Raw genomic sequence first — 18,678 nt, 5'->3', positions numbered from 1 at the left:
CGCAGGTCAGCCGGGCGTCGTGCGACGCCCGGCTGACGGGGTGGTTGATGGAGGATGAACTACACGGGCGTGACGTACGCCCCGGCGATGCCGCCGTCCACGAGGAAGTCCGTGGCGTTCACGAACGAGGAGTCGTCGCTGGCGAGGAATGCCACGGCCGCGGCGAGCTCGTCGGCCTCGGCGAAACGCCCCACGGGGATGTGGACGAGGCGGCGCGCGGCCCGCTCGGGGTCCTTGGCGAAGAGCTCCTGGAGGAGCGGGGTGTTGACCGGGCCCGGGCAGAGCGCGTTCACGCGGATGCCTTCGCGGGCGAACTGCACGCCCAGCTCGCGTGACATCGCGAGGACACCGCCCTTGGACGCCGTGTACGAGATCTGCGACGTCGCCGCGCCCATCCTCGCGACGAACGAGGCGGTGTTGATGATCGAGCCCTTGCCCTGGCGCCGCATGTAGGGGATGGCGGCCTTGCAGCAGAGGTACACGGAGGTGAGGTTGACCTCCTGGACGCGCTTCCAGGCTTCGAGGCCGGTGTCCAGGATGGAGTCGTCGTCGGGCGGTGAGATGCCCGCGTTGTTGAAGGCGATGTCGACCGAGCCATAGGTGTCGTACGCGGTCTTGAAGAGCGCCTCGACCTGCTCGGCGTCGGTGACGTCGACCTTGACGAAGGTCCCGCCGACCTCCTCGGCGGCCTTCTTGCCCGCGCTCTCGTCGATGTCGCCGCAGACGACGTGCGCGCCCTCGGAGGCGAGGCGGCGGGCGGTGGCGAGGCCGATGCCGCTGCCGGCGCCGGTGATGACGGCGGTGCGGCCGACGAGGCGGCGGCAGATGTTCTGGTCCGACATAGGGGTTCAGGCCTCCGTGCTGATGAAGACGTTCTTGGTTTCCGTGAAGGCGGCGAGCGCGTCCGGACCGAGCTCACGGCCGAGTCCGGACTGTTTGTAACCCCCGAACGGGGTCCAATAGCGCACGCTGGAATGCGAGTTGACGGACAGGTTGCCCGCCTGGACGGCTCCGGAGACCCGCAGCGCGCGGCCCACGTCCCGCGTCCAGATGGACCCGGAAAGGCCGTACGCGGTCGCGTTGGCGAGGCGGATCGCGTCGGCCTCGTCGTCGAAGGGCAGGACGACGGCGACCGGCCCGAAGACTTCCTCCGTCGCCACCGGCGACGCGGCGTCGACGTCAATGAGGAGCGTCGGCGGGAACCAGAAGCCGGGACCTTCGGGGACCGTGCCGTGGATTCCGGTGCCGGAGGGGACGTACGCACGCACGCGCTCCAGCTGCGTCCTGGAGATCAGCGGCCCCATCTGGGTCTTCTCGTCGGACGGGTCGCCGACGACGATCGACTCGACCGCGGGCCGCACGATCTCCAGGAAGCGGTCGTAGACCGAGCGCTGGACGAGGATGCGGGTGCGGGCGCAGCAGTCCTGTCCGGAATTGTCGAGATACGACATGGGGGTGGCGAGGGCGGCGGCCTCCACGTCCGCGTCGGCGAAGACGATGTTCGGGCTCTTGCCGCCGAGTTCGAGCGTCAGACGCTTCACGCGGTCGGCGCACTTGGCCATGATCTGCTTGCCGACGCCCGTAGAACCGGTGAACACGATCTTGGCGACGCCCGGGTGCTCGACGAGGGCGTTGCCCGCGACGGCCCCCGCGCCCGGCAGTACCTGGAAGAGGCCCTCGGGAAGGCCCGCCTCCAGGGCGAGTTCGGCGAGGCGGAGCGCGGTGAGCGGCGTCGTCTCGGCGGGCTTCAGGATGACCGCGTTGCCGGCCGCGAGCGCCGGGGCGGTGCCCCAGGCGGCGATCGGCATGGGGAAGTTCCAGGGGGCGATGACGCCGACGACGCCGAGGGGTTCGAGGATCGTGACGTTCAGGCCGCCGGGTACGGGGATCTGACGGCCGCTCAGCCGCTCCACTCCCCCAGCCGCGAAGTCCAGGAGGTCGCGTACGTTGCCTGCTTCCCAGCGGGCGTTGCCGATGACGTGACCGGCTTCGCGCACCTCCAACCGGGCGAGTTCTTCCAGGTGTTCGTCGACGGCGACCGCGAAGCGGCGGAGCAGGCGGGCGCGGTCGGCGGGGGCGGTGGCGGCCCACTTCGCCTGCGCCGATGTCGCACGCGCGACGGCCGCGTCGACGTCCTGCGGGGTGGCGGCGGGGACGGTCGCGACGACCTCTTCCGTCGCCGGGTTCAGTACTTCGAGGTTCAGTACGTCCAGCAAGGGTGCCTCACAAGCGTTCGAAGGAGCGGCGCAGCTCCCAGTCGGTCACCGCGGAGTCGAAGGCGTCCAGCTCGACCCGGGCCATGTTGCTGTAGTGCGCGACCACCTCGTCACCGAAGGCGGCCTTGGCGATGGGACTGTTCTCCCAGAGCTCGGCGGCCTCGCGCAGGGTGGTGGGAACGTGCGCGTAGTCACCGGTGTAGGCGTTGCCCGTGCACTCCTCGGGCAGTTCGAGCTTCTGCTCTATGCCGTGCAGACCAGCGGCGACGAGTCCGGCGACCGCGAGGTGCGGGTTGACGTCTCCGCCCGGCAGCCGGTTCTCGAAGCGCATCGAGCGGCCGTGGCCGACGACACGCAGCGCGCAGGTCCGGTTGTCGTGGCCCCAGGCGGCGGCGGTGGGCGCGAAGGACCCCGGCCGGAACCGCTTGTACGAGTTGATGTTGGGCGCGTAGAGCAGGGAGAACTCCCTGAGCGCCGCGAGCTGCCCGGCCAAAAAGTGCCGCATGACGGGCGACATCCCGCCGGGCCCGTCACCGGCCATGGCGTTGGTGCCGTCCGCGTCGGCGAGCGAGAGGTGGATGTGGCAGGAGTTGCCTTCGCGCTCGTTGTACTTGGCCATGAAGGTGAGCGAGACACCCTCCTGGGAGGCGATCTCCTTGGCGCCGGTCTTGTAGATGGCGTGCTGGTCGCAGGTGACGAGGGCGTCGTCGTAGCGGAACACGATCTCGTGCTGGCCCGGGTTGCACTCGCCCTTGGCCGACTCGACGACGAGTCCGGCGGCCGCCATGTCGTTGCGGATGCGGCGCAGGAGCGGCTCGATGCGTCCGGTGCCGAGCACCGAGTAGTCGATGTTGTACTGGTTGGCCGGGGTCAGGGCCTTGTAGCCCGCGTCCCAGGCCTGCTCGTAGGTGTCCTTGAAGACGATGAACTCCAGCTCGGTGCCGACGTTGGCGGTGTAGCCGAGTTCGGCGAGCCGGTCGAGCTGGCGGCGCAGGATCTGGCGGGGCGCGGCCACGACCGGCGAGGAATCGTTCCAGGCGAGGTCCGCGATGAGCATCGCGGTCCCCTCGTTCCAGGGGACGCGGCGCAGGGTGCTCAGGTCGGGGTGCATGGCGAAGTCGCCGTAGCCGCGGTCCCAGGAGGACATCGCGTATCCGTCGACGGTGTTCATCTCCGTGTCGACGGCCAGGAGGTAGTTGCAGCCCTCCGTGCCGTGCTCCAGGACGTCGTCGAGGAAGAAGCGGGCGGCGAACCGCTTGCCCTGGAGCCGCCCTTGCATATCGGGGAAGGCCAGGACGACAGTGTCGATCTCGCCGCTCGTGACGAGAGCACGCAGCTCCTCGATCCCGAGCGGGGGTGTGCGGTCTGCCACGGGAAAAGCCTCCTTGGGTCAGCCGAGAGCCATAAGGTATTGCCGAGAACCATTGATTGGGAAGGGGGTACGGCCAGATGTCGCACACGGGTACCGACGCCTTTGGCGCTGGGGCCGACGACCGGCTCACACCGGTCCTGCGTCCCGTACGGGCGGGCAACGGTTTCGAGGAGGCCCTGGAACAGATCCTCCAGGTCGTACGCCTCGGCCTGGTGCCCGGCGGCGAACGCCTGCCGTCGGAGAGGGAGTTGGCCGACCGGCTCGGCATCAGCCGGGTCACCCTGCGCGAGGTCCTCAAGGTGCTCCAGGACCAGGGCCTGGTCGAGTCACGGCGGGGCAGGTACGGCGGCACGTTCGTGCGTCCGCGCCCCGAGGCGGGTGGCGAGGACGAGCTGCGGCGGCGCGTGGCGGACGTCGACGTCGAGGACGCGCTGCGGTTCCGCGAGGTCCTCGAGGTCGGCGCGGCCGGGCTCTGCGCGGCGCACGGCCTGAGCGAAGAGCAGCGCGAGCGGCTGCGCACGGCGCTCGCACAGACGCACGAGGCGCCGCTCTCCGAGTACCGCCGTCTGGACACCCTGCTGCACCTGACCCTCGCCGAGCTGTGCGGCTCCCCCTCGCTCACCGCGCAGTACGCGGCGGTCCGCGCGACCGTCAACGACCTCCTGGACTGCATCCCCCTCTTGGTGCGGAACCTGGAGCATTCACAGCGCCAGCACACCGCTCTGGTCGAGGCGGTGCTCGACGGGGACGCGGACGGGGCGCGGGAGATGATGCGCGAGCACTGCGCCGGTACGGCCGCCCTGCTGCGGGGCTTTCTGACATAAGGGGCGGGGCGAGCGGGATTTACGGCGGCGTAACGCACGGGTCTTGCTTTCTCGCACCCGGCACGGCAAAGGTATGGATCCGTTCCATTGAGCCGCCCGTTCACCCGTCCCCAGGAGCCGTGCCATGACCGTGGAGTCCTCCAAGACGAGCACCGCCGAGCCGGCGGACGACTATCTGGAGCGCAGAACGCTGCGCCGGGGCAGCGCGGGCTGGCTGCTGCTCACCGGCCTCGGCGTCGCGTACGTGGTCTCCGGCGACTTCTCGGGGTGGAACTTCGGTCTGGCGGAGGGCGGGTTCGGCGGCCTCGGGATCGCCATGGCGCTGATGGGCGTGATGTACGCGTGCATGGTCTTCTCGCTGGCGGAACTGTCGTCGGTCCTGCCGACGGCGGGCGGCGGCTACGGCTTCGCGCGCCGGGCGCTCGGGCCGTGGGGCGGCTTCCTCACCGGCACGGCGATCCTCATCGAGTACATCCTGGCGCCGGCGGCGATCTCCATCTTCATCGGCGACTACGTCGAGTCCCTCGGTCTCTTCGGCCTGACCTCCGGCTGGCCGGTGTATCTGGCCTGCTTCGTCATCTTCATCGGCATCCACCTCTGGGGTGTCGGCGAGGCGCTGCGGTTCAGCTTCGTCGTCACGGGCATCGCGGTGGCGGCGCTGCTCGTCTTCGCGGTCGGCGCGTTCATGGACTTCGACGCGTCGAAGCTGAACGACATCCCCGTGGAGGCGGACGCGTTCGGCTCCAACTCCTGGCTGCCGATGGGGCTGTTGGGCATCTGGGCGGCGTTCCCGTTCGGCATGTGGTTCTTCCTGGGGGTGGAAGGCGTTCCGCTGGCGGCCGAGGAGACGAAGGACCCCGCCCGTACTCTTCCGCGCGCGATCCGCTGGTCGATGGCGATCCTGATCGTCCTCGCGCTCCTCACGTTCTTCGCCTCCGCGGGGGCGCGCGGCGCGAACGCCATCCAGGACGCGGGCAATCCGCTGGTGGAGGCGTTGCAGCCGGGCGGTGAGGCGACGGCGCTGAGCCGCATCGTCAACTACGCGGGCCTGGCCGGTCTGGTGGCCTCGTTCTTCTCCCTGATCTACGCGGGCTCGCGCCAGCTCTTCGCCCTGTCGAGGGCGGGCTACCTGCCGAGGTTCCTGTCGCTCACGAGCAGCCGCAAGGCCCCCTACCTGGGGCTCCTGGTCCCCGGGGCGATCGGCTTCGGCCTGGCCGCGGCGACCGGGGACGGCGCGCGGATGCTGAACGTGGCGGTGTTCGGCGCGACCATCTCGTACGCCCTGATGTCGCTCTCGCACATCGTGCTGCGGCGCAGGGAGCCGGGCCTGGAGCGGCCGTACCGCACACCGGGCGGCGTACTGACGTCCTCGGTGGCGCTGGTGCTCGCCTGCGCGGCGCTGGTGGCGACATTCCTGGTGGACGTGACGGCGGCGCTGATCGCGCTCGCGGTATACGTGGTGGCGATCGCGTACTTCGGCTTCTACAGCCGCAAGCGGCTTGTGGCGCGGGCGCCGGAGGAGGAGTTCGCGGCGCTGGCGGCCGCGGAGGCGGAACTGGAACGCGACTGAGCGTGCGGAAGAGAAGGAGACGAGGGTGAGCGTGACCACCGGCCGACCACTGATCGGCGTCAGCACCTACCTGGAGTCGAAGGCGAGCTGGGGCGTGTGGGAGCTGCCCGCGGCGCTGCTCCCCGCCGGCTACCCGCGCCTGGTGCAGGCAGGGGGCGGACTCACCGCCATGCTGCCGCCGGATGATCCTTCGTACGCCGATGCGGTCGTCGCCAGGCTGGACGGCGTGGTCATCGCCGGTGGCCCCGATGTCGAGCCTTCCCGCTACGGCTCGGAGCGTGAGGAGCGTACAGGCCCACCGGCGCGGGAGCGGGACGCGTGGGAACTCGCGCTGATCGAGGCGGCGTTGGCGTCCGGAAAGCCGCTGCTCGGCATCTGCCGGGGGATGCAGCTTCTGAACGTGGCGCTCGGCGGGACGCTCGTGCAGCACATGGACGGTCACGTGGAGGCGGTGGGGGTCTTCGGCACGCACGAGGTGAAGCCGGTGCCGGGCACGCTCTACGCGTCCATCGCGCCGTCCGCGTCGGCCGTCCCCACGTACCACCACCAGGCGGTGGACCGGCTTGGCCGGGGGCTAATCGCGTCGGCCCACGCGGAGGACGGGACGGTGGAGGCGGTGGAACTACCGTCCGCCGACTGGGTCCTGGGGGTCCAGTGGCACCCGGAGATGGGGACGGAGCTCCGCGTCATGACTGCCTTGGTCCACGCGGCAACCCGCTAGCCACCGGCTCCCTGCAGCGCCGGGGCCCGACCTGCGGTGCCCCTACCGGCCCCCCGCACCGCGGGCCCGACCTGCGGCGCCCCTCCCCCACCAGATCCCGGCGCCGCCGGGCAGCTCCTCCCGGAGGACCTTTCCCACCCACCCACCCGATTACCCGGCAGCGCACCTATCTCCACCAGCACCCCGCACCTCCGCCGCCCCCGACCGGCAGACACCTCCCTCCCCACCAGACGCCCGCACCCCCGGGCAACTCCTCCCGAAGGGCCCTTCCCACCCACCCACCCGATTACCCGGCAGCACCCGCGCCGCCGGGAGAGCCGCGTCAGGCCCATCACCCCCGCAACGCCACACCCGCCCTCGGCGGGACCTCTCCCACCCACCCACCCGATTACCCCGCGGGCAAACGGGCGGGTGGGCGGGAAAGCAGTCATCGAAAGCGGACCAGGAACCAGGCGCCCCCGCCCTCGCCCCCGGGGCAGGGGCGCCCACCCGCACGAGGAACGGCAACGGGCGGGCGGGGGAAAGCAGTCGCCGAAGGCACGGCAGGTCTCCCCACCCCCACCCCAGGGGGAAACAACCGCCCCCAGCCCCCCAGCCCCCCCCTAAAGCACCCCCGCCCGAGTAAGTGACAGCAGATCCCGGGCCGGGCCAGTAGGCCGATGCCCCGTGGGCCACACCGCGCGGAGGGCTCGGCGTAGCTGAATCTGCTCCAGGGGGATGCTCACCAGCCGCCGGGCCGACAGTTCCTCCCCCACCGCCAGCTCACTGAGCACCGCGGGCCCGGCCCCACTCACCGCGGACGCCTTCACCGCCGTGGTGGACGACAGCTCGATCAGCGGACGCGCGAGACCGCCCAGCGCCGCGTCGAGGACCTGCCGCGTTCCCGAGCCCTCCTCCCGGAGGATCAGCGGCGTGGCCGCCAACTCCGCCGCCCCCAGCGGCTTCCCGCGCCTCGCCCAGGCATGGCCGGGCGCCGTGACGACGATCAGGCTGTCGTGGGCGATGACCGCCGAGTCCAGGCCGGTCGGCACCGCGAGCCCCTCGACGAAGCCGAGGTCCGCGTCGCCCGCGAGCAGCCGCTCCGCGACGGCGGTGGAGTTGCCCGCCGTCAGCGACACCGCCGTGTCCGGCCGCTGCGCCCGCAGCGCGATCAGCCAGCCCGGCAGCAGATACTCGGCGATCGTCATGCTCGCCGCGACCCGGAGCCGCGAGTCCCGCCGGTCCCGCAGCGCCTGCGCACCCGCGTCGAACGCCTCCGCCGCCTCCACGATCCGCCGCGCCCAGTCCGTGACGAGCGCTCCCGCGTCCGTGAGCCGGGACCCCCGCGGCGAACGGTCGACCAGCGCGACCCCGAGCTGCCGCTCCATCGACCGGATGCGGCTGCTCGCGGCGGGCTGCGTGATGCCCAGTTCCTTCGCGGCCCGCCCCAGACTGCCGAGCCGCGCCACGGCGAGCAGCAGTTCCAGCGCTCCGAGGTCCGGCACGCGATGCGCGAGCGGCGCCGCCCCCGGCGACGTATCGGACACACCGGAGGAACCAGAAGACGTACTCATAAGTCCAGGTTATGCCCTCATACGAAGATGACTCCTGGTGGGGGCCCCGCCGAACGGCGACCGTGGACTCATGGTCACCGTCGCCCACCCGCAGGCACCCTCGAACACCGCCGCCCTCCCCCGCCCGGCCGGGATCGCCCCCGCCACCCGCCATCTCGGCCCGAACTGGTACGCCGCCGTCATGGGCACGGCGATCATCGCCGGCGCCGGAGCGACCCTGCCGGTTCACATCCCCGGCCTGCGGACCGCCTGCACCGCGGTGTGGGCGCTCTCCCTGCTGATGCTGGCCGCGCTGCTCACCGCACGGACGCTGCACTGGGTCCACCACCGCGACCAGGCCCGCGCCCACCTCCTCGACCCGGCCGTCGCCCCCTTCTACGGCTGCCTCTCCATGGCCCTGCTCGCCGTCGGGGGCGGCGCCCTCCTCGTGGGCGAGGACTGGATCGGCACGAGCGCGGCGGTCGCACTGGACGCCGTGCTCTTCACCGCCGGTACGGTCATCGGCCTCGCGGTGGCCGTCGCGATCCCGTACCTGATGGCGGTGGAGCACCGCACGGAGCCGGGCCAGGCGTCGCCCGTCTGGCTGCTGCCCGTGGTGGCGCCCATGGTGTCCGCCGCTCTCGGCCCGCTCCTCGTACCCCACCTCCCGGCGGGGCAGGCCCAGCAGACGCTTCTCTACGCCTGCCTCGCGATGTTCGGCCTGAGCCTGCTCGCGACCCTGGTGATGCTCCCGATGATCTTCACCCGCCTGCTGACCGGTGGCTCGTACCCCCTCGCGCTCACCCCCGCGCTGTTCCTGGTCCTCGGCCCGCTCGGCCAGTCGACGACGGCCGTGAACAAGTTCGCGGACACCGCCGCGGCAGGCGTCGTGCCCGCCCCCTACGCCCAGGGATTCGCCGTCTTCGCCGTGCTCTACGGCGTCCCGGTGATGGGCTTCGCCCTGCTGTGGCTGGCGCTCGCGGGGGCGATGGTGGTGCGGGCCCGGCGCCGCGGGATGGGCTTCGCGATGACCTGGTGGGCGTTCACGTTCCCCGTCGGCACCTGTGTCACGGGCGCCGAGGGCCTGGGCAGGCACACGGGCCTGGCGGTCTACGACTGGCTGGCACTCGCCCTGTACGCCCTGCTGGTGACCGCCTGGACGGTGGCGCTCACCCAGACCCTGCGCGGCCTGCTCAACGGCAAGCTGCTCGCAGCGCCTCGCTGAGAACTGCGGGTGCCTCCGCCAGCGACGGGCCGTACCACGTGAGGTGGCGGCCGCTGATCAGGGCCGCCGGGGCGGTGAACTCCTCGGGGCCGTCCTCGCGGGTGAATCGGTAGGGCTCGTCGGGCAGCACCACCACGTCCGGGTCCACGGCCCGCAGCTCATCGACCGGCACGCGCGGATAGCGCTCGGGGTGGCTCGCGTAGGCGTTGTCGACGCCGAGACGCCGCAGCAGGTCCCCGGCGAACGTGTCGCGTCCCAGGACCATCCAGGGCCGCCGCCAGATGGGGATCACCGCCTTCAAACGGGCGCCCGGGACGGGGAGTTGGGCCCACGAACGCTCGGCTTCGGCCAGCCACCCGGGCCGCCCCGCCCCGCAGGCCGCGAGCACCCGGGTCAGTTCACGGAAGGCGCCCGGCAGATCGCGTATTTCCGTCACGAGCACCTGGAGCCCCGCCGCCCGCAGCGCCGCGAGGTCGGGCGCGCGGTTCTCCTCTTCGTTGGCGATCACCAGGTCCGGGGCGAGGCCGATGATCCTGCGCAGGTCCGGGTTCTTGGTGCCGCCGACGCGCACGACGTCCAGGTCCTCCGGATGGCTGCACCACTCCGTGGCCCCCACCAGCACACCGGGCGCGGACACCGCGACCGCCTCGGTCAACGAGGGCACCAGCGAGACGACCCGTACCTGCCGCACCTCGGTCACCGTGTGATCCCTTCAGCGCCGCGAGCCGTCCACGGCTTCGACGTGGTCGGCGACGGCCACGACGAGCACCTGGCTGTCCGGCACGGTCGCCCGCCACCGGTGGCGCACCCCACCGGTCAGATAGAGGCTGTCGCCGCGCCCGAGGCGGTAGGCCCTGCCCTCCGCCTCGACCTCGACCGCACCGCCCACCACGTACATCAACTCGTCGTTCCGGTGCTGGAACTCGCGGCCCTCGTCGTGATCGCCGGTGAACTCGATGGCGTGCAGCTGATGGTGGCCGCGCACCAGATTGCGGACGCGGGCGTCGGAGGACGAACCCTCACCTTCGCCCTCCCCGGCGCGCACCAGCTCCACCGTGCAGGCGGGATCCGCGGCGGCCAGCAGTTCGACGTCGGTCGTCCGCAGGGCATCGGCGACGCGTTGCAGAGAGCGGCTGCTGGGGCGCGCCCGCTCGTTCTCGACCTGGCTCAGGAAGGGCACCGAGAGACCGCTGCGCTCGGCCACCACGGCGAGGGTGAGCTCCAGCTGCCGGCGGCGGCGCCGCACGGCCGAGCCCACCCGGAGGGTTTCCTTCTGCTCGTCCATCGCCTCGGCTCCCTTCTGCGCGTCGGTCCACTCTCACCCCTGTTGGGTTTTCTGCACCCTACGCATGTTCGCCAAACGGTTCTGCCCGGTTGCCAGGACCGCCACCTACAGCTTGCGCCAGTAGACGAGCTGTCCCGCCTCTCCCAAAGCCGCCCCCTGTGCCGGTATGAACAGGCTGACCAGCAAGGCAGGCCTGCCGTGCGGGTCGGTGAGGAGGGTCGCCGACGGATTGGCGAAGGCCCGGCTTCCGCCGTGGGTGGAGATGGCGAGGCGGTCGGCCCGGCCGCTCAGCGGGTCGTAGGCGTAGGTCCGCCAGCTCCCGAAGTCACCCCGCCACCGCTGCCCCTCCACCAGGAGGACCCGCCGTCCGTCGAGCTCGACGGGCGCCCGGTCTCCGAGGTTCCCGCCGTTGCCCCACGTCTGCAGTGCCCGGTCGAGCCGCCGGTCCGGTGTCGCGTGCCAGTCGCGGAACCCGGTGAGGGTGGCGCGCAGCTGGCGGTCGGTGTCGCAGTCGGCGCGGTAGTGCCCGGTGAGCTCGATGGTGTCGCCGTGTACGGCGGTGATGCTGGGCGTGCCCTCGGCGCACCGCGAGAGGGTACGCGGCGCGTCGAAGGCCCGTGCCGGGCGTCCGTCGAGCAGCGCGGCTTCGTCCGCGTAGGCGCGTACGGCGATGTGGTTGTCGGGGTCCTTCTCGTACGCGAGGACGTACCCGCCGCGCCCATTGCCGACGAGTGACGCCTGATGAGTGCCCGGCCCGAAGTCGTGGCGGCGGTGCCAGTGCCGCAGATCGGTGGAGGTGGCGACGGCGGCGTGGAAGCGGCCATCGTCCAGAAGGGTGTGGTAGACGGCCAGATACGCGCCGTCGGGGGCCTGCGTGATCTGCGCGGCGTCCATGGTGCGGCCGGTGTGGTCCCGCGCGTCGTAGCGGTGGCCGTCGGCGGCGGTGACGTCCTCGGCGAGCGCGGCGAGGCGGGCGGTGCCGGTGGAGGCGGGTGCGGAGCTCGCTGCGGCCACATGCGCGAGGAGCAGGGCGGCGGCGAGAGCCAGGGCCACGGCGAGGCCGAGGACGGCACGGGAGACGCGGACGGTCACAGAGGGGCACTTACGTTCGAGCGGCGGGGAGGCTGCCCAGCCTAGGGAGCGGAGGTACCCCCGGGAACGCCCCGAGGGGTGGGCTTCGCCACAAGGGCGAGGCCCACCCCTCGGGGGTGATGCGGTGATTCAGCGGCGCGGAGGAAGAACGCGGAGGAAGAACTAGGACTGCGGAGTCATCTTCTGCTCGAATCCCGGGTTCTTCTTCAGCCACGTGTCGACGGCCTCGGGCTCGTTGCCCTTGCCCGCCTTGTTGATCTCGTTCTCCAGGCTGGCCAGTTCCTTCTCGCTCATCTTGAAGCTCTTGAGCCACTTCGTGAGCTGCGGGTACTGCTTCGGGAACGCCTTGCTGGAGATCGTGCGGATCGTGTCGCCCTTGCCGAAGCCGACCTTGGGGTCCTTCAGCTTGGTGAGCTTGTACTCGTTGTACGCCCAGTGCGGCGACCAGAGCAGGACCGCCACCGGCTCCTTCTTGGCGTACGCCGACTTCAGCTCGGAGAGCATGGCGGGCGTCGAACCGGAGACGATCTTGTACTCCTTGTCCAGGCCGTAGCCCGGCAGGACCTTTTCCTTGAGCGCCGTCATCACGCCCGTGCCGGGCTCGATGCCGATGATCTTGCCCTTGAACTTGTCGCCCTTGCCCTTGAGGTCCTCGAGCGACTTCACGTCCTTGACGTAGGACGGGACGGCGATCTCCAGGGACGTCGGGCTGTACCAGGAGCCCAGGTCCTTGAGGTTCGCCTTGTTCTTCTCCCAGTACTGCTTCTGGGCCGTGGGCAGCCAGGCGTCGAGATCCAGGTCGAGGTCGCCCTGCGCGAGAGCGGTGTAGACCGGGCCGACGTCGGACGGCGTCAGCTTCATCTTGTAGCCGCGCTTCTCCAGGACACGCTTCCAGAGATTGGTGACGGCGATGTTCTCGTCCCACGCGAAGTACGCGGCGTTCAGCGGACGCTTCGCCTCGGCGGGGGTGGAGTTGTCCGGCAGCGGGGCCAGCTTGTCGACGACGCCCGGGTTCTTCTTCAGCCAGGCGCGGACGGCTTCCTGCTGCTTGCCCTTGCCCGCCTTGTTGATCTCCGCCTCAAGGCTCGTGAGCTGCTTCTCGCTCATCTTGAAGTCCTTGAGCCACTCGGCGACCTGCGGGTTCTCCTTCGAGAAGCCCTTGCGCGCGAGCGTGTGCACGCCGTCGCCCTTGCCCCAGGCGCCCTTCGGGTCCTTGAGCTTCTTCAGGTCGAAGTCGCTGTAGGCCCAGTGCGGCGACCAGAGCGTGGTGACGATCGGTTCCTTCTTGGCGTACGCGCGCTTCAGCTCGGCCAGCATCGCGGGCGTGGAGCCGTCGACGACCTTGTACTCCTTGTCGAGGCCGTACTCCTTGAGGACCTTGTCCTTGAGCAGGCCCATCATTCCGGCGCTCGACTCGATGCCGACGATCTTGCCCTTGAACTTGCCGCTCTTGCCCTTGAGGTCCTCGAGCGAGTCGACGCCCTTCACGTACGAGGGCACGGAGAGCTCGAGCGAGGTCGGGCCGAACCACGAGCCCATGTCCTCGAGCTTGTCGCCGTACTTCTTCCAGTACGCGGCGTGCGTCGTCGGCAGCCAGGAGTCGGTCTGGAAGTCGATGCTGCCCTGCGACAGCGAGGTGTAGAGCGGGCCCGCCTCGAGCTGCTTGGTCTGCGGCTTGAAGCCACGCTGCTCCAGGATCTCCTTCCAGAGGAAGGTGGAGGCCACGCCCTCGTCCCAGGGGATGTAGCCGATGTTGATTTCCTTGCCCTGGCCGACGTTCTTGCCGTCGGTGGCTGCGTTCTCGGACTTCGAGCCGCCGAAGGCGCCCATGCCGCCCGCGACGAGCGCGAGGACGACCACGCCGACGACGGCGACGGCGGCCTGCGGACGGTAGGTCCAGATGTTCAGGCCCTGCGCGGCACGCACCTTCGCCAGGGCGCGACGGCCGAGCGGGGAGACCTGGGTGCCGAGCGAGCTGGTCATCCGGTCCAGGTAGATCGCCAGGATGACGATGGCGACGCCCGCCTCGGAGCCGAGGCCGACGTTCAGCTGGCCGATGGCCTCGTTGACGTCGGCGCCCAGGCCCTCCGTGCCGACCATGCCCGCGATGGCGGCCATGGACAGACCCAGCATGATGACCTGGTTGACACCGGCCATGATCGTGGGGAGCGCGAGGGGCAGCTGGACGCGGAGCAGGATGTTGCGCGGCGTGGTGCCGAACGCGTCAGCGGCCTCGACCAGTTCCTTGTCGACCTGGCGGATGCCCAGCTCCGTCATGCGGACGCCGGGGGCCAGGGCGAAGATCAGGGTGGCGACGATACCCGCGGGGGCGCCCATCCCGAAGAAGAGGATGGCGGGGATGAGGTAGATCATCGCCGGCAGCGTCTGCATGAAGTCAAGCACCGGGCGGACGATGCCGCTGACCGTGCTCGACCGTGCCGCCCAGATGCCCACGGGCACGGAGATGACGAGCGCGATGATCGTCGAGACGAGCACCAGGGACAGCGTCATCATCGCGTGGTCCCACAGTTCGAGGGAGACGATGAACGCGAAGCCCGCGAAGGTCAGCACACCGGCGACCACACCACGCAGCCAGAAGGCGATGACGGCGAAGATGCCCGCGAGGAGCAGCGGCTCGGGCGCCTGGAGCACGTCGGCTATGCCGTCGTAGGCGCCCTGGAAGACGGTCTGGAAGAAGTCGAACAGCCAGGCCATGTGGCTGAGCAGCCAGTCGACGCTGTCGTTGACCCACTCGCCGAAGGGAATCCTAGGCACCGCTGACCACCTTGCTCACAGGCTGACCGCCGTTGCGCGGCGTCTCGTCCCGCGTCTCGTCCTGCGTCTTGTCGAGCGGGACGGCGGTGTCCTTCGGCTCGTCCTCGGGCGTCATCGGCTCGCCCAGCACCGCGAGCAGTCGCGCCCGCGGCACGACACCGATGAGAGCGCCCTCGTCGTCGGTCACGGCGACCGGCACGTCACTGGTGGAGCACGGCGTGAACAGCTCGATGATCGGCGTCTCGGCCTCGACCGTGGCGGGGGCCGCGGACAGCACGTCCTGTGGGGTCGTCAGCTCCTTGCCCTCGGCCGTCTTCGTGCCGAACACGGTCTCGGGCTCGGCCATGATCGCGCCCGCCGTGAGGACACGGGAGCGGTCGACGTCCTGCGTGAACGCGGCGACGTAGTCGTTGGCCGGGGTGACGAGGATGTCCTCGGCGGTGCCGATCTGGACGATCTCGCCGTCGCGCATGACGGCGATCTGGTCGCCCAGACGCATGGCCTCGTTCAGATCGTGGGTGATGAAGACGATGGTCTTCTTCAGCCGCTTCTGGAGCTCGAGGAGCTGGTCCTGCATGTCGCGGCGGATCAGCGGGTCGAGCGCGCTGAACGACTCGTCCATGAGGAGCAGGTCCGCGTCGGTCGCGAGCGCGCGGGCCAGGCCCACGCGCTGCTGCATGCCGCCGGAGAGCTCGTCGGGCCAGGACTTCTCCCAGCCCTTGAGCCCGGCGAGTTCGAGCGCCACCGTGGCGCGCTCCTCGCGCTCGGCGCGCGGCACACCCTGCACCTCGAGGCCGTATCCGGCGTTCTCGAGGACGCTGCGGTGCGGGAAGAGCGCGAAGTGCTGGAAGACCATGCTGATCTTCTTGGAGCGCACCTCGCGCAGCTCACGGGCGCTCAGGCCGGTCAGGTCCTGACCGTCGAAGAGCACCTGTCCGGCCGTCGGCTCCGACAGACCGTTGAGCATGCGCAGCAACGTGGACTTGCCGGATCCGGAGAGACCCATGACGACGAAGATCTGGCCCGGCTCGACCGTGAAGGAAGCATCGATCACCGCGGCAGTGGTGCCTTCGGCGCGCAGCTCCTCTCGGTCGGTTCCGTGGCGGAGTTTCTCCACCGCGTCAGCGGGTCGTCTGCCGAATACCTTGTACAGGTGTTCGGCTTGCAGCCTGGACACATACACCTCTCGGGTTGAACCAAGACGGCCCGCCTCCCCCGCCGGCGGGCCGTGGAGCGACGCGGTTTCTGCCCGCTGTTTGCCCGGTGAAATAGTTGAATCCTCGACCGGAGGCGCTCCGGCCCGGCGCCTGCCCTCACTTACACAAATCAAACGCAAGAGTGTTCCAGTTCACATTCCGTTCATATCTGTTGGCCGGAATGCGCTGCGAACAGGCCCCCTGCCCACCGGAGCGGAAACGACGCCTGCCACCGACCGGAGCCGGTCCGCTGTCAGTGCCGTGCGGCATGATGCGAAGGTGACTCAGCGAACGCGACGGCTCATGCTGCTCGACACGGCGTCCCTGTACTACCGGGCCTATTTCGGGGTCCCCGATTCCGTGAAGGCCCCGGACGGCACACCGGTGAACGCGGTGCGCGGTCTGCTCGACTTCATCGCCCGGCTCGTGCAGGACCATCGCCCGGACGACCTGGTCGCCTGCATGGACGCGGACTGGCGCCCCCACTGGCGGGTCGAGCTGATCCCCTCGTACAAGGCACATCGCGTCGCCGAGGAGGTCGAGCAGGGTCCGGACGCCGAGGAGACCCCGGACACCCTCGCACCGCAGGTCCCGATCATCGAGGACGTCCTGGACGCACTCGGCATCGCCCGCGTGGGCGTGCCGTCGTACGAGGCGGACGACGTGATCGGCACGTACGCAGGCCGCGCCACGGGACCGGTCGACATCGTCACCGGCGACCGTGACCTCTACCAGCTGGTCGACGACGAGCGGGGCATCCGTGTCCTCTATCCCCTCAAGGGCGTCGGCTCGCTCCAGCTCACGGACGAGGCCTGGCTCCGCGAGAAGTACGGGGTGGACGGCTCCGGCTATGTCGACCTGGCCCTGCTGCGCGGCGATCCGAGCGATGGCCTGCCCGGCGTCCCCGGCATTGGCGAGAAGACGGCGGCCAAGCTCCTCGACGCGTACGGCGATCTGGCCGGAATCATGGCTGCCGTGGACGACCCGAGGAGCAAGCTGACGCCCTCCCAGCGCAAGCGGCTCGACGAATCCCGCGCGTATGTCGCCGTCGCGCCGACGGTCGTCCGCGTTGCGGGCGACGTGCCTCTGCCGGACGTGGACCTCGCACTGCCGGGCGAACCCCGCGATCCCGCGGCGCTGGACGAGCTCGCGGCGCGGTGGAACCTGGGCGGGGCGCTCAAGCGGTTGCTCACGACTCTTCAGGGATGAGGTGTTAGCTTAGGTAAGCCTAAGCAACATTTGATCAGGGGAGGCCGCCGCCATGGCAGAACGTCCGGCACGCAAGGCACCGAAGACTCACGTCGCCCAGGTGGTGCGCACCGAGCGCCTCACCCCGCACATGCAGCGCGTGGTCCTGGGCGGCGAGGGCCTCGCGGAGTTCACGGTGGGCGACTCCACCGATCACTACATCAAGCTGCTCTTCGGCGCCGAGGGCGTGACCTATCCGGAGCCGTTCGACATCCAGCGGATCCGCGAGGAGTTCCCCCGCGACCAGTGGCCCGTGACGCGTACGTACACCGTGCGCTCCTGGGACCCGCAGACCCGTGAGCTCGCCGTCGACTTCGTCATCCACGGCGACGAGGGCCTCGCGGGCCCGTGGGCCCAGCGCGTCAAGACCGGTGCCACGGTCCGCTTCCTCGGTCCCGGCGGTGGGTACGCCCCGGACGCCGAGGCCGACTGGCACCTCCTTGCCGGGGACGAGAGCGCGCTGCCCGCGATCGCCGCCGCCCTGGAGGCACTGCCCGAGGGCGCCAAGGCATTCGCCTTCGTGGAGGTCGCCGACGCGGAAGAGGAGCAGAAGATCAGCTCGGCCGCGCAGATCGAGTGGCTGCACCGCGGGCAGCGGCCCGTGGGCGAAGCCCTCGTCGAGGCCGTGCGCTCCCTCGACTTCCCGGCGGGCGACGTGCACGCGTTCGTGCATGGCGAGGCCGGGTTCGTGAAGGAGCTGCGCCGCCACCTCCGCATGGAGCGGGAGGTCCCGCGCGAGCGCCTCTCGATCTCCGGCTACTGGCGTCTGGGCGACAACGAGGACGGCTGGCAGGCGTCCAAGCGCGACTGGAACGCCGCAGTCGAGGCGGAGCAGGAGTCCGTGCCCTCCGCGTGACTGCTGCGCTTGGCTTGAGCGGCGTGCGGAGGCTGACCGCCGGCCTGGGATGTCGTCGCCTGCCGCTGAGCGGGCGACAAGCCCCCACCGGTTCGCGGATGACAGGCAATCAAAACCAGTTTCCCCCGGCGGCGCCCGCTGGCACCATGCCCGCATGCCCTTCAAGATCCCTGACGTCGTCCCCGCGGGCGCCCTCGCCCGCCGGGAGCAGCCGGTCGTCCCCGTCCCCGGAGGGCTGATCCTTCGCCCCTGGTCGCCCGACGACGCGCCCGTCGTGTACGAGGCGTTCCAGGACCCCGTGCTCCAGCACTGGCACCCTCGCGAGGCCGATTCCGTCGACGAGGCCCGTGGCTGGATCGACGGCTGGCGCAAGGCCTGGCCCGAGGAGCGCGACGCGCACTGGGCCGTCGCCGACGCCTCGACGGACGCGGTGGTGGGGCGGATCTCGCTGCGGCAGATCGTGCTCGCCGACGGGCAGGCCGAAGTCGCGTACTGGACCATGCCGTCGGCCCGCGGCCGGGGCGTCGCCCCGCGCGCCCTCACGGCACTGAGCGACTGGGCCTTCGACGAGATCGGCCTGCACCGCCTCGAACTCACCCACGCCACCGCCAATGAGGCCTCCTGCCGCGTCGCGCTCAAGACCGGCTTCGCGCCGGAGGGCACCAAGCGCAGTTCGGGGCTGCACACGGACGGCTGGCACGACATGCATCTGCACGCCCGCGTCCAGGGGGACGAGCCGGCCGGCACCTGACCCGGGAAGCCCGGA

Annotated in this window: 16 protein-coding genes; 7 read left to right on the top strand and 9 right to left on the bottom strand. The window is 70.5% G+C overall.

The genetic code is table 11. The features are described from left to right. Nucleotides 1–59: 59 nt before the first annotated feature. The 3 genes from AB0I94_RS29390 to AB0I94_RS29380 are packed head-to-tail and all read right to left on the bottom strand — an operon-like array spanning nucleotide 60 to nucleotide 3,588. Nucleotides 60–842, bottom strand: a complete 783-nt coding sequence (locus AB0I94_RS29390; RefSeq protein WP_363312712.1) for a 3-oxoacyl-ACP reductase — start codon at nucleotides 840–842, stop codon at nucleotides 60–62. Between the two features lie 6 nt (nucleotides 843–848). Further along, entirely contained in the window at nucleotides 849–2,216 is a 1,368-nt protein-coding gene (locus AB0I94_RS29385; RefSeq protein ID WP_363312711.1) for an aldehyde dehydrogenase family protein, read from the bottom strand. 7 nt (nucleotides 2,217–2,223) lie between these two features. Next, complete coding sequence (locus AB0I94_RS29380; protein WP_363312710.1) at nucleotides 2,224–3,588, bottom strand: glutamine synthetase family protein; 1,365 nt, start codon at nucleotides 3,586–3,588, stop codon at nucleotides 2,224–2,226. Nucleotides 3,589–3,665: 77 nt separating this feature from the next. On the opposite strand from AB0I94_RS29380, the gene AB0I94_RS29375 reads away from it, so the two are divergent. The 3 genes from AB0I94_RS29375 (at nucleotide 3,666) to AB0I94_RS29365 (ending at nucleotide 6,703) form a co-directional block, all read left to right on the top strand. After that, on the top strand, nucleotides 3,666–4,412 hold the full coding sequence (locus AB0I94_RS29375; RefSeq protein ID WP_363312709.1) for an FCD domain-containing protein: 747 nt from the start codon (nucleotides 3,666–3,668) through the stop codon (nucleotides 4,410–4,412). Between the two features lie 124 nt (nucleotides 4,413–4,536). Further along, nucleotides 4,537–5,982 carry an ethanolamine permease gene (gene eat / locus AB0I94_RS29370; RefSeq protein WP_363312708.1) on the top strand — a complete coding sequence of 482 codons (1,446 nt, stop codon included), beginning with the start codon at nucleotides 4,537–4,539 and terminating at the stop codon, nucleotides 5,980–5,982. 31 nt (nucleotides 5,983–6,013) lie between these two features. Continuing rightward, nucleotides 6,014–6,703 (top strand): gamma-glutamyl-gamma-aminobutyrate hydrolase family protein, encoded by a 690-nt coding sequence (locus AB0I94_RS29365; RefSeq protein ID WP_363312761.1) that lies wholly within the window; start codon nucleotides 6,014–6,016, stop codon nucleotides 6,701–6,703. 602 nt (nucleotides 6,704–7,305) lie between these two features. Here AB0I94_RS29365 and AB0I94_RS29360 read toward each other — a convergent pair. Next, nucleotides 7,306–8,256: a LysR family transcriptional regulator gene (locus AB0I94_RS29360; RefSeq protein WP_363312707.1), complete on the bottom strand. Its 951-nt coding sequence runs from the start codon at nucleotides 8,254–8,256 to the stop codon at nucleotides 7,306–7,308. A 70-nt stretch (nucleotides 8,257–8,326) separates the two neighbouring features. Between AB0I94_RS29360 and AB0I94_RS29355 the strand changes: the two genes are divergently transcribed. Next, nucleotides 8,327–9,460, top strand: coding sequence for a TDT family transporter (locus AB0I94_RS29355; protein WP_363312706.1), 1,134 nt, complete (start codon nucleotides 8,327–8,329; stop codon nucleotides 9,458–9,460). Here AB0I94_RS29355 and AB0I94_RS29350 read toward each other — a convergent pair. The 5 genes from AB0I94_RS29350 to AB0I94_RS29330 all read right to left on the bottom strand — a co-directional run bounded on the left by AB0I94_RS29350 (nucleotide 9,429) and on the right by AB0I94_RS29330 (nucleotide 15,789). Further along, entirely contained in the window at nucleotides 9,429–10,151 is a 723-nt protein-coding gene (locus AB0I94_RS29350) for a helical backbone metal receptor (protein ID WP_363312760.1), read from the bottom strand. The genes AB0I94_RS29355 and AB0I94_RS29350 overlap by 32 nt on opposite strands. A gap of 21 nt (nucleotides 10,152–10,172) precedes the next feature. Then, nucleotides 10,173–10,745 carry an XRE family transcriptional regulator gene (locus tag AB0I94_RS29345; RefSeq protein ID WP_363312705.1) on the bottom strand — a complete coding sequence of 191 codons (573 nt, stop codon included), beginning with the start codon at nucleotides 10,743–10,745 and terminating at the stop codon, nucleotides 10,173–10,175. Nucleotides 10,746–10,850: 105 nt separating this feature from the next. Beyond that, a complete protein-coding gene (locus AB0I94_RS29340) occupies nucleotides 10,851–11,837 on the bottom strand; it encodes a hypothetical protein (protein ID WP_363312704.1) in 987 nt (328 codons plus the stop codon). Between the two features lie 162 nt (nucleotides 11,838–11,999). Beyond that, complete coding sequence (locus AB0I94_RS29335) at nucleotides 12,000–14,612, bottom strand: ABC transporter permease/substrate binding protein (protein ID WP_363312703.1); 2,613 nt, start codon at nucleotides 14,610–14,612, stop codon at nucleotides 12,000–12,002. Further along, the gene (locus tag AB0I94_RS29330) at nucleotides 14,605–15,789 is read right to left on the bottom strand and encodes a glycine betaine/L-proline ABC transporter ATP-binding protein (RefSeq protein ID WP_363312702.1); all 1,185 of its coding nucleotides are present in this window, start codon (nucleotides 15,787–15,789) and stop codon (nucleotides 14,605–14,607) included. The genes AB0I94_RS29335 and AB0I94_RS29330 overlap by 8 nt, the downstream gene beginning before the upstream one ends. Nucleotides 15,790–16,111: 322 nt before the next feature. On the opposite strand from AB0I94_RS29330, the gene AB0I94_RS29325 reads away from it, so the two are divergent. From AB0I94_RS29325 to AB0I94_RS29315, 3 genes are all read left to right on the top strand, one after another. Next, complete coding sequence (locus tag AB0I94_RS29325) at nucleotides 16,112–17,017, top strand: 5'-3' exonuclease (RefSeq protein ID WP_363312759.1); 906 nt, start codon at nucleotides 16,112–16,114, stop codon at nucleotides 17,015–17,017. Nucleotides 17,018–17,069: 52 nt separating this feature from the next. Continuing rightward, nucleotides 17,070–17,912 carry a siderophore-interacting protein gene (locus AB0I94_RS29320; RefSeq protein WP_363312701.1) on the top strand — a complete coding sequence of 281 codons (843 nt, stop codon included), beginning with the start codon at nucleotides 17,070–17,072 and terminating at the stop codon, nucleotides 17,910–17,912. A gap of 154 nt (nucleotides 17,913–18,066) precedes the next feature. After that, a complete protein-coding gene (locus AB0I94_RS29315; protein ID WP_363312700.1) occupies nucleotides 18,067–18,663 on the top strand; it encodes a GNAT family N-acetyltransferase in 597 nt (198 codons plus the stop codon). The last annotated feature ends 15 nt before the right edge of the window (nucleotides 18,664–18,678 follow it).

It is taken from the genome of Streptomyces sp. NPDC050147, assembly GCF_040660195.1.
Lineage (GTDB): Bacteria > Actinomycetota > Actinomycetes > Streptomycetales > Streptomycetaceae > Streptomyces.
Note: the sequence above shows the minus strand (reverse complement) of the source record. Positions and strands in the feature narration are given on the sequence as shown.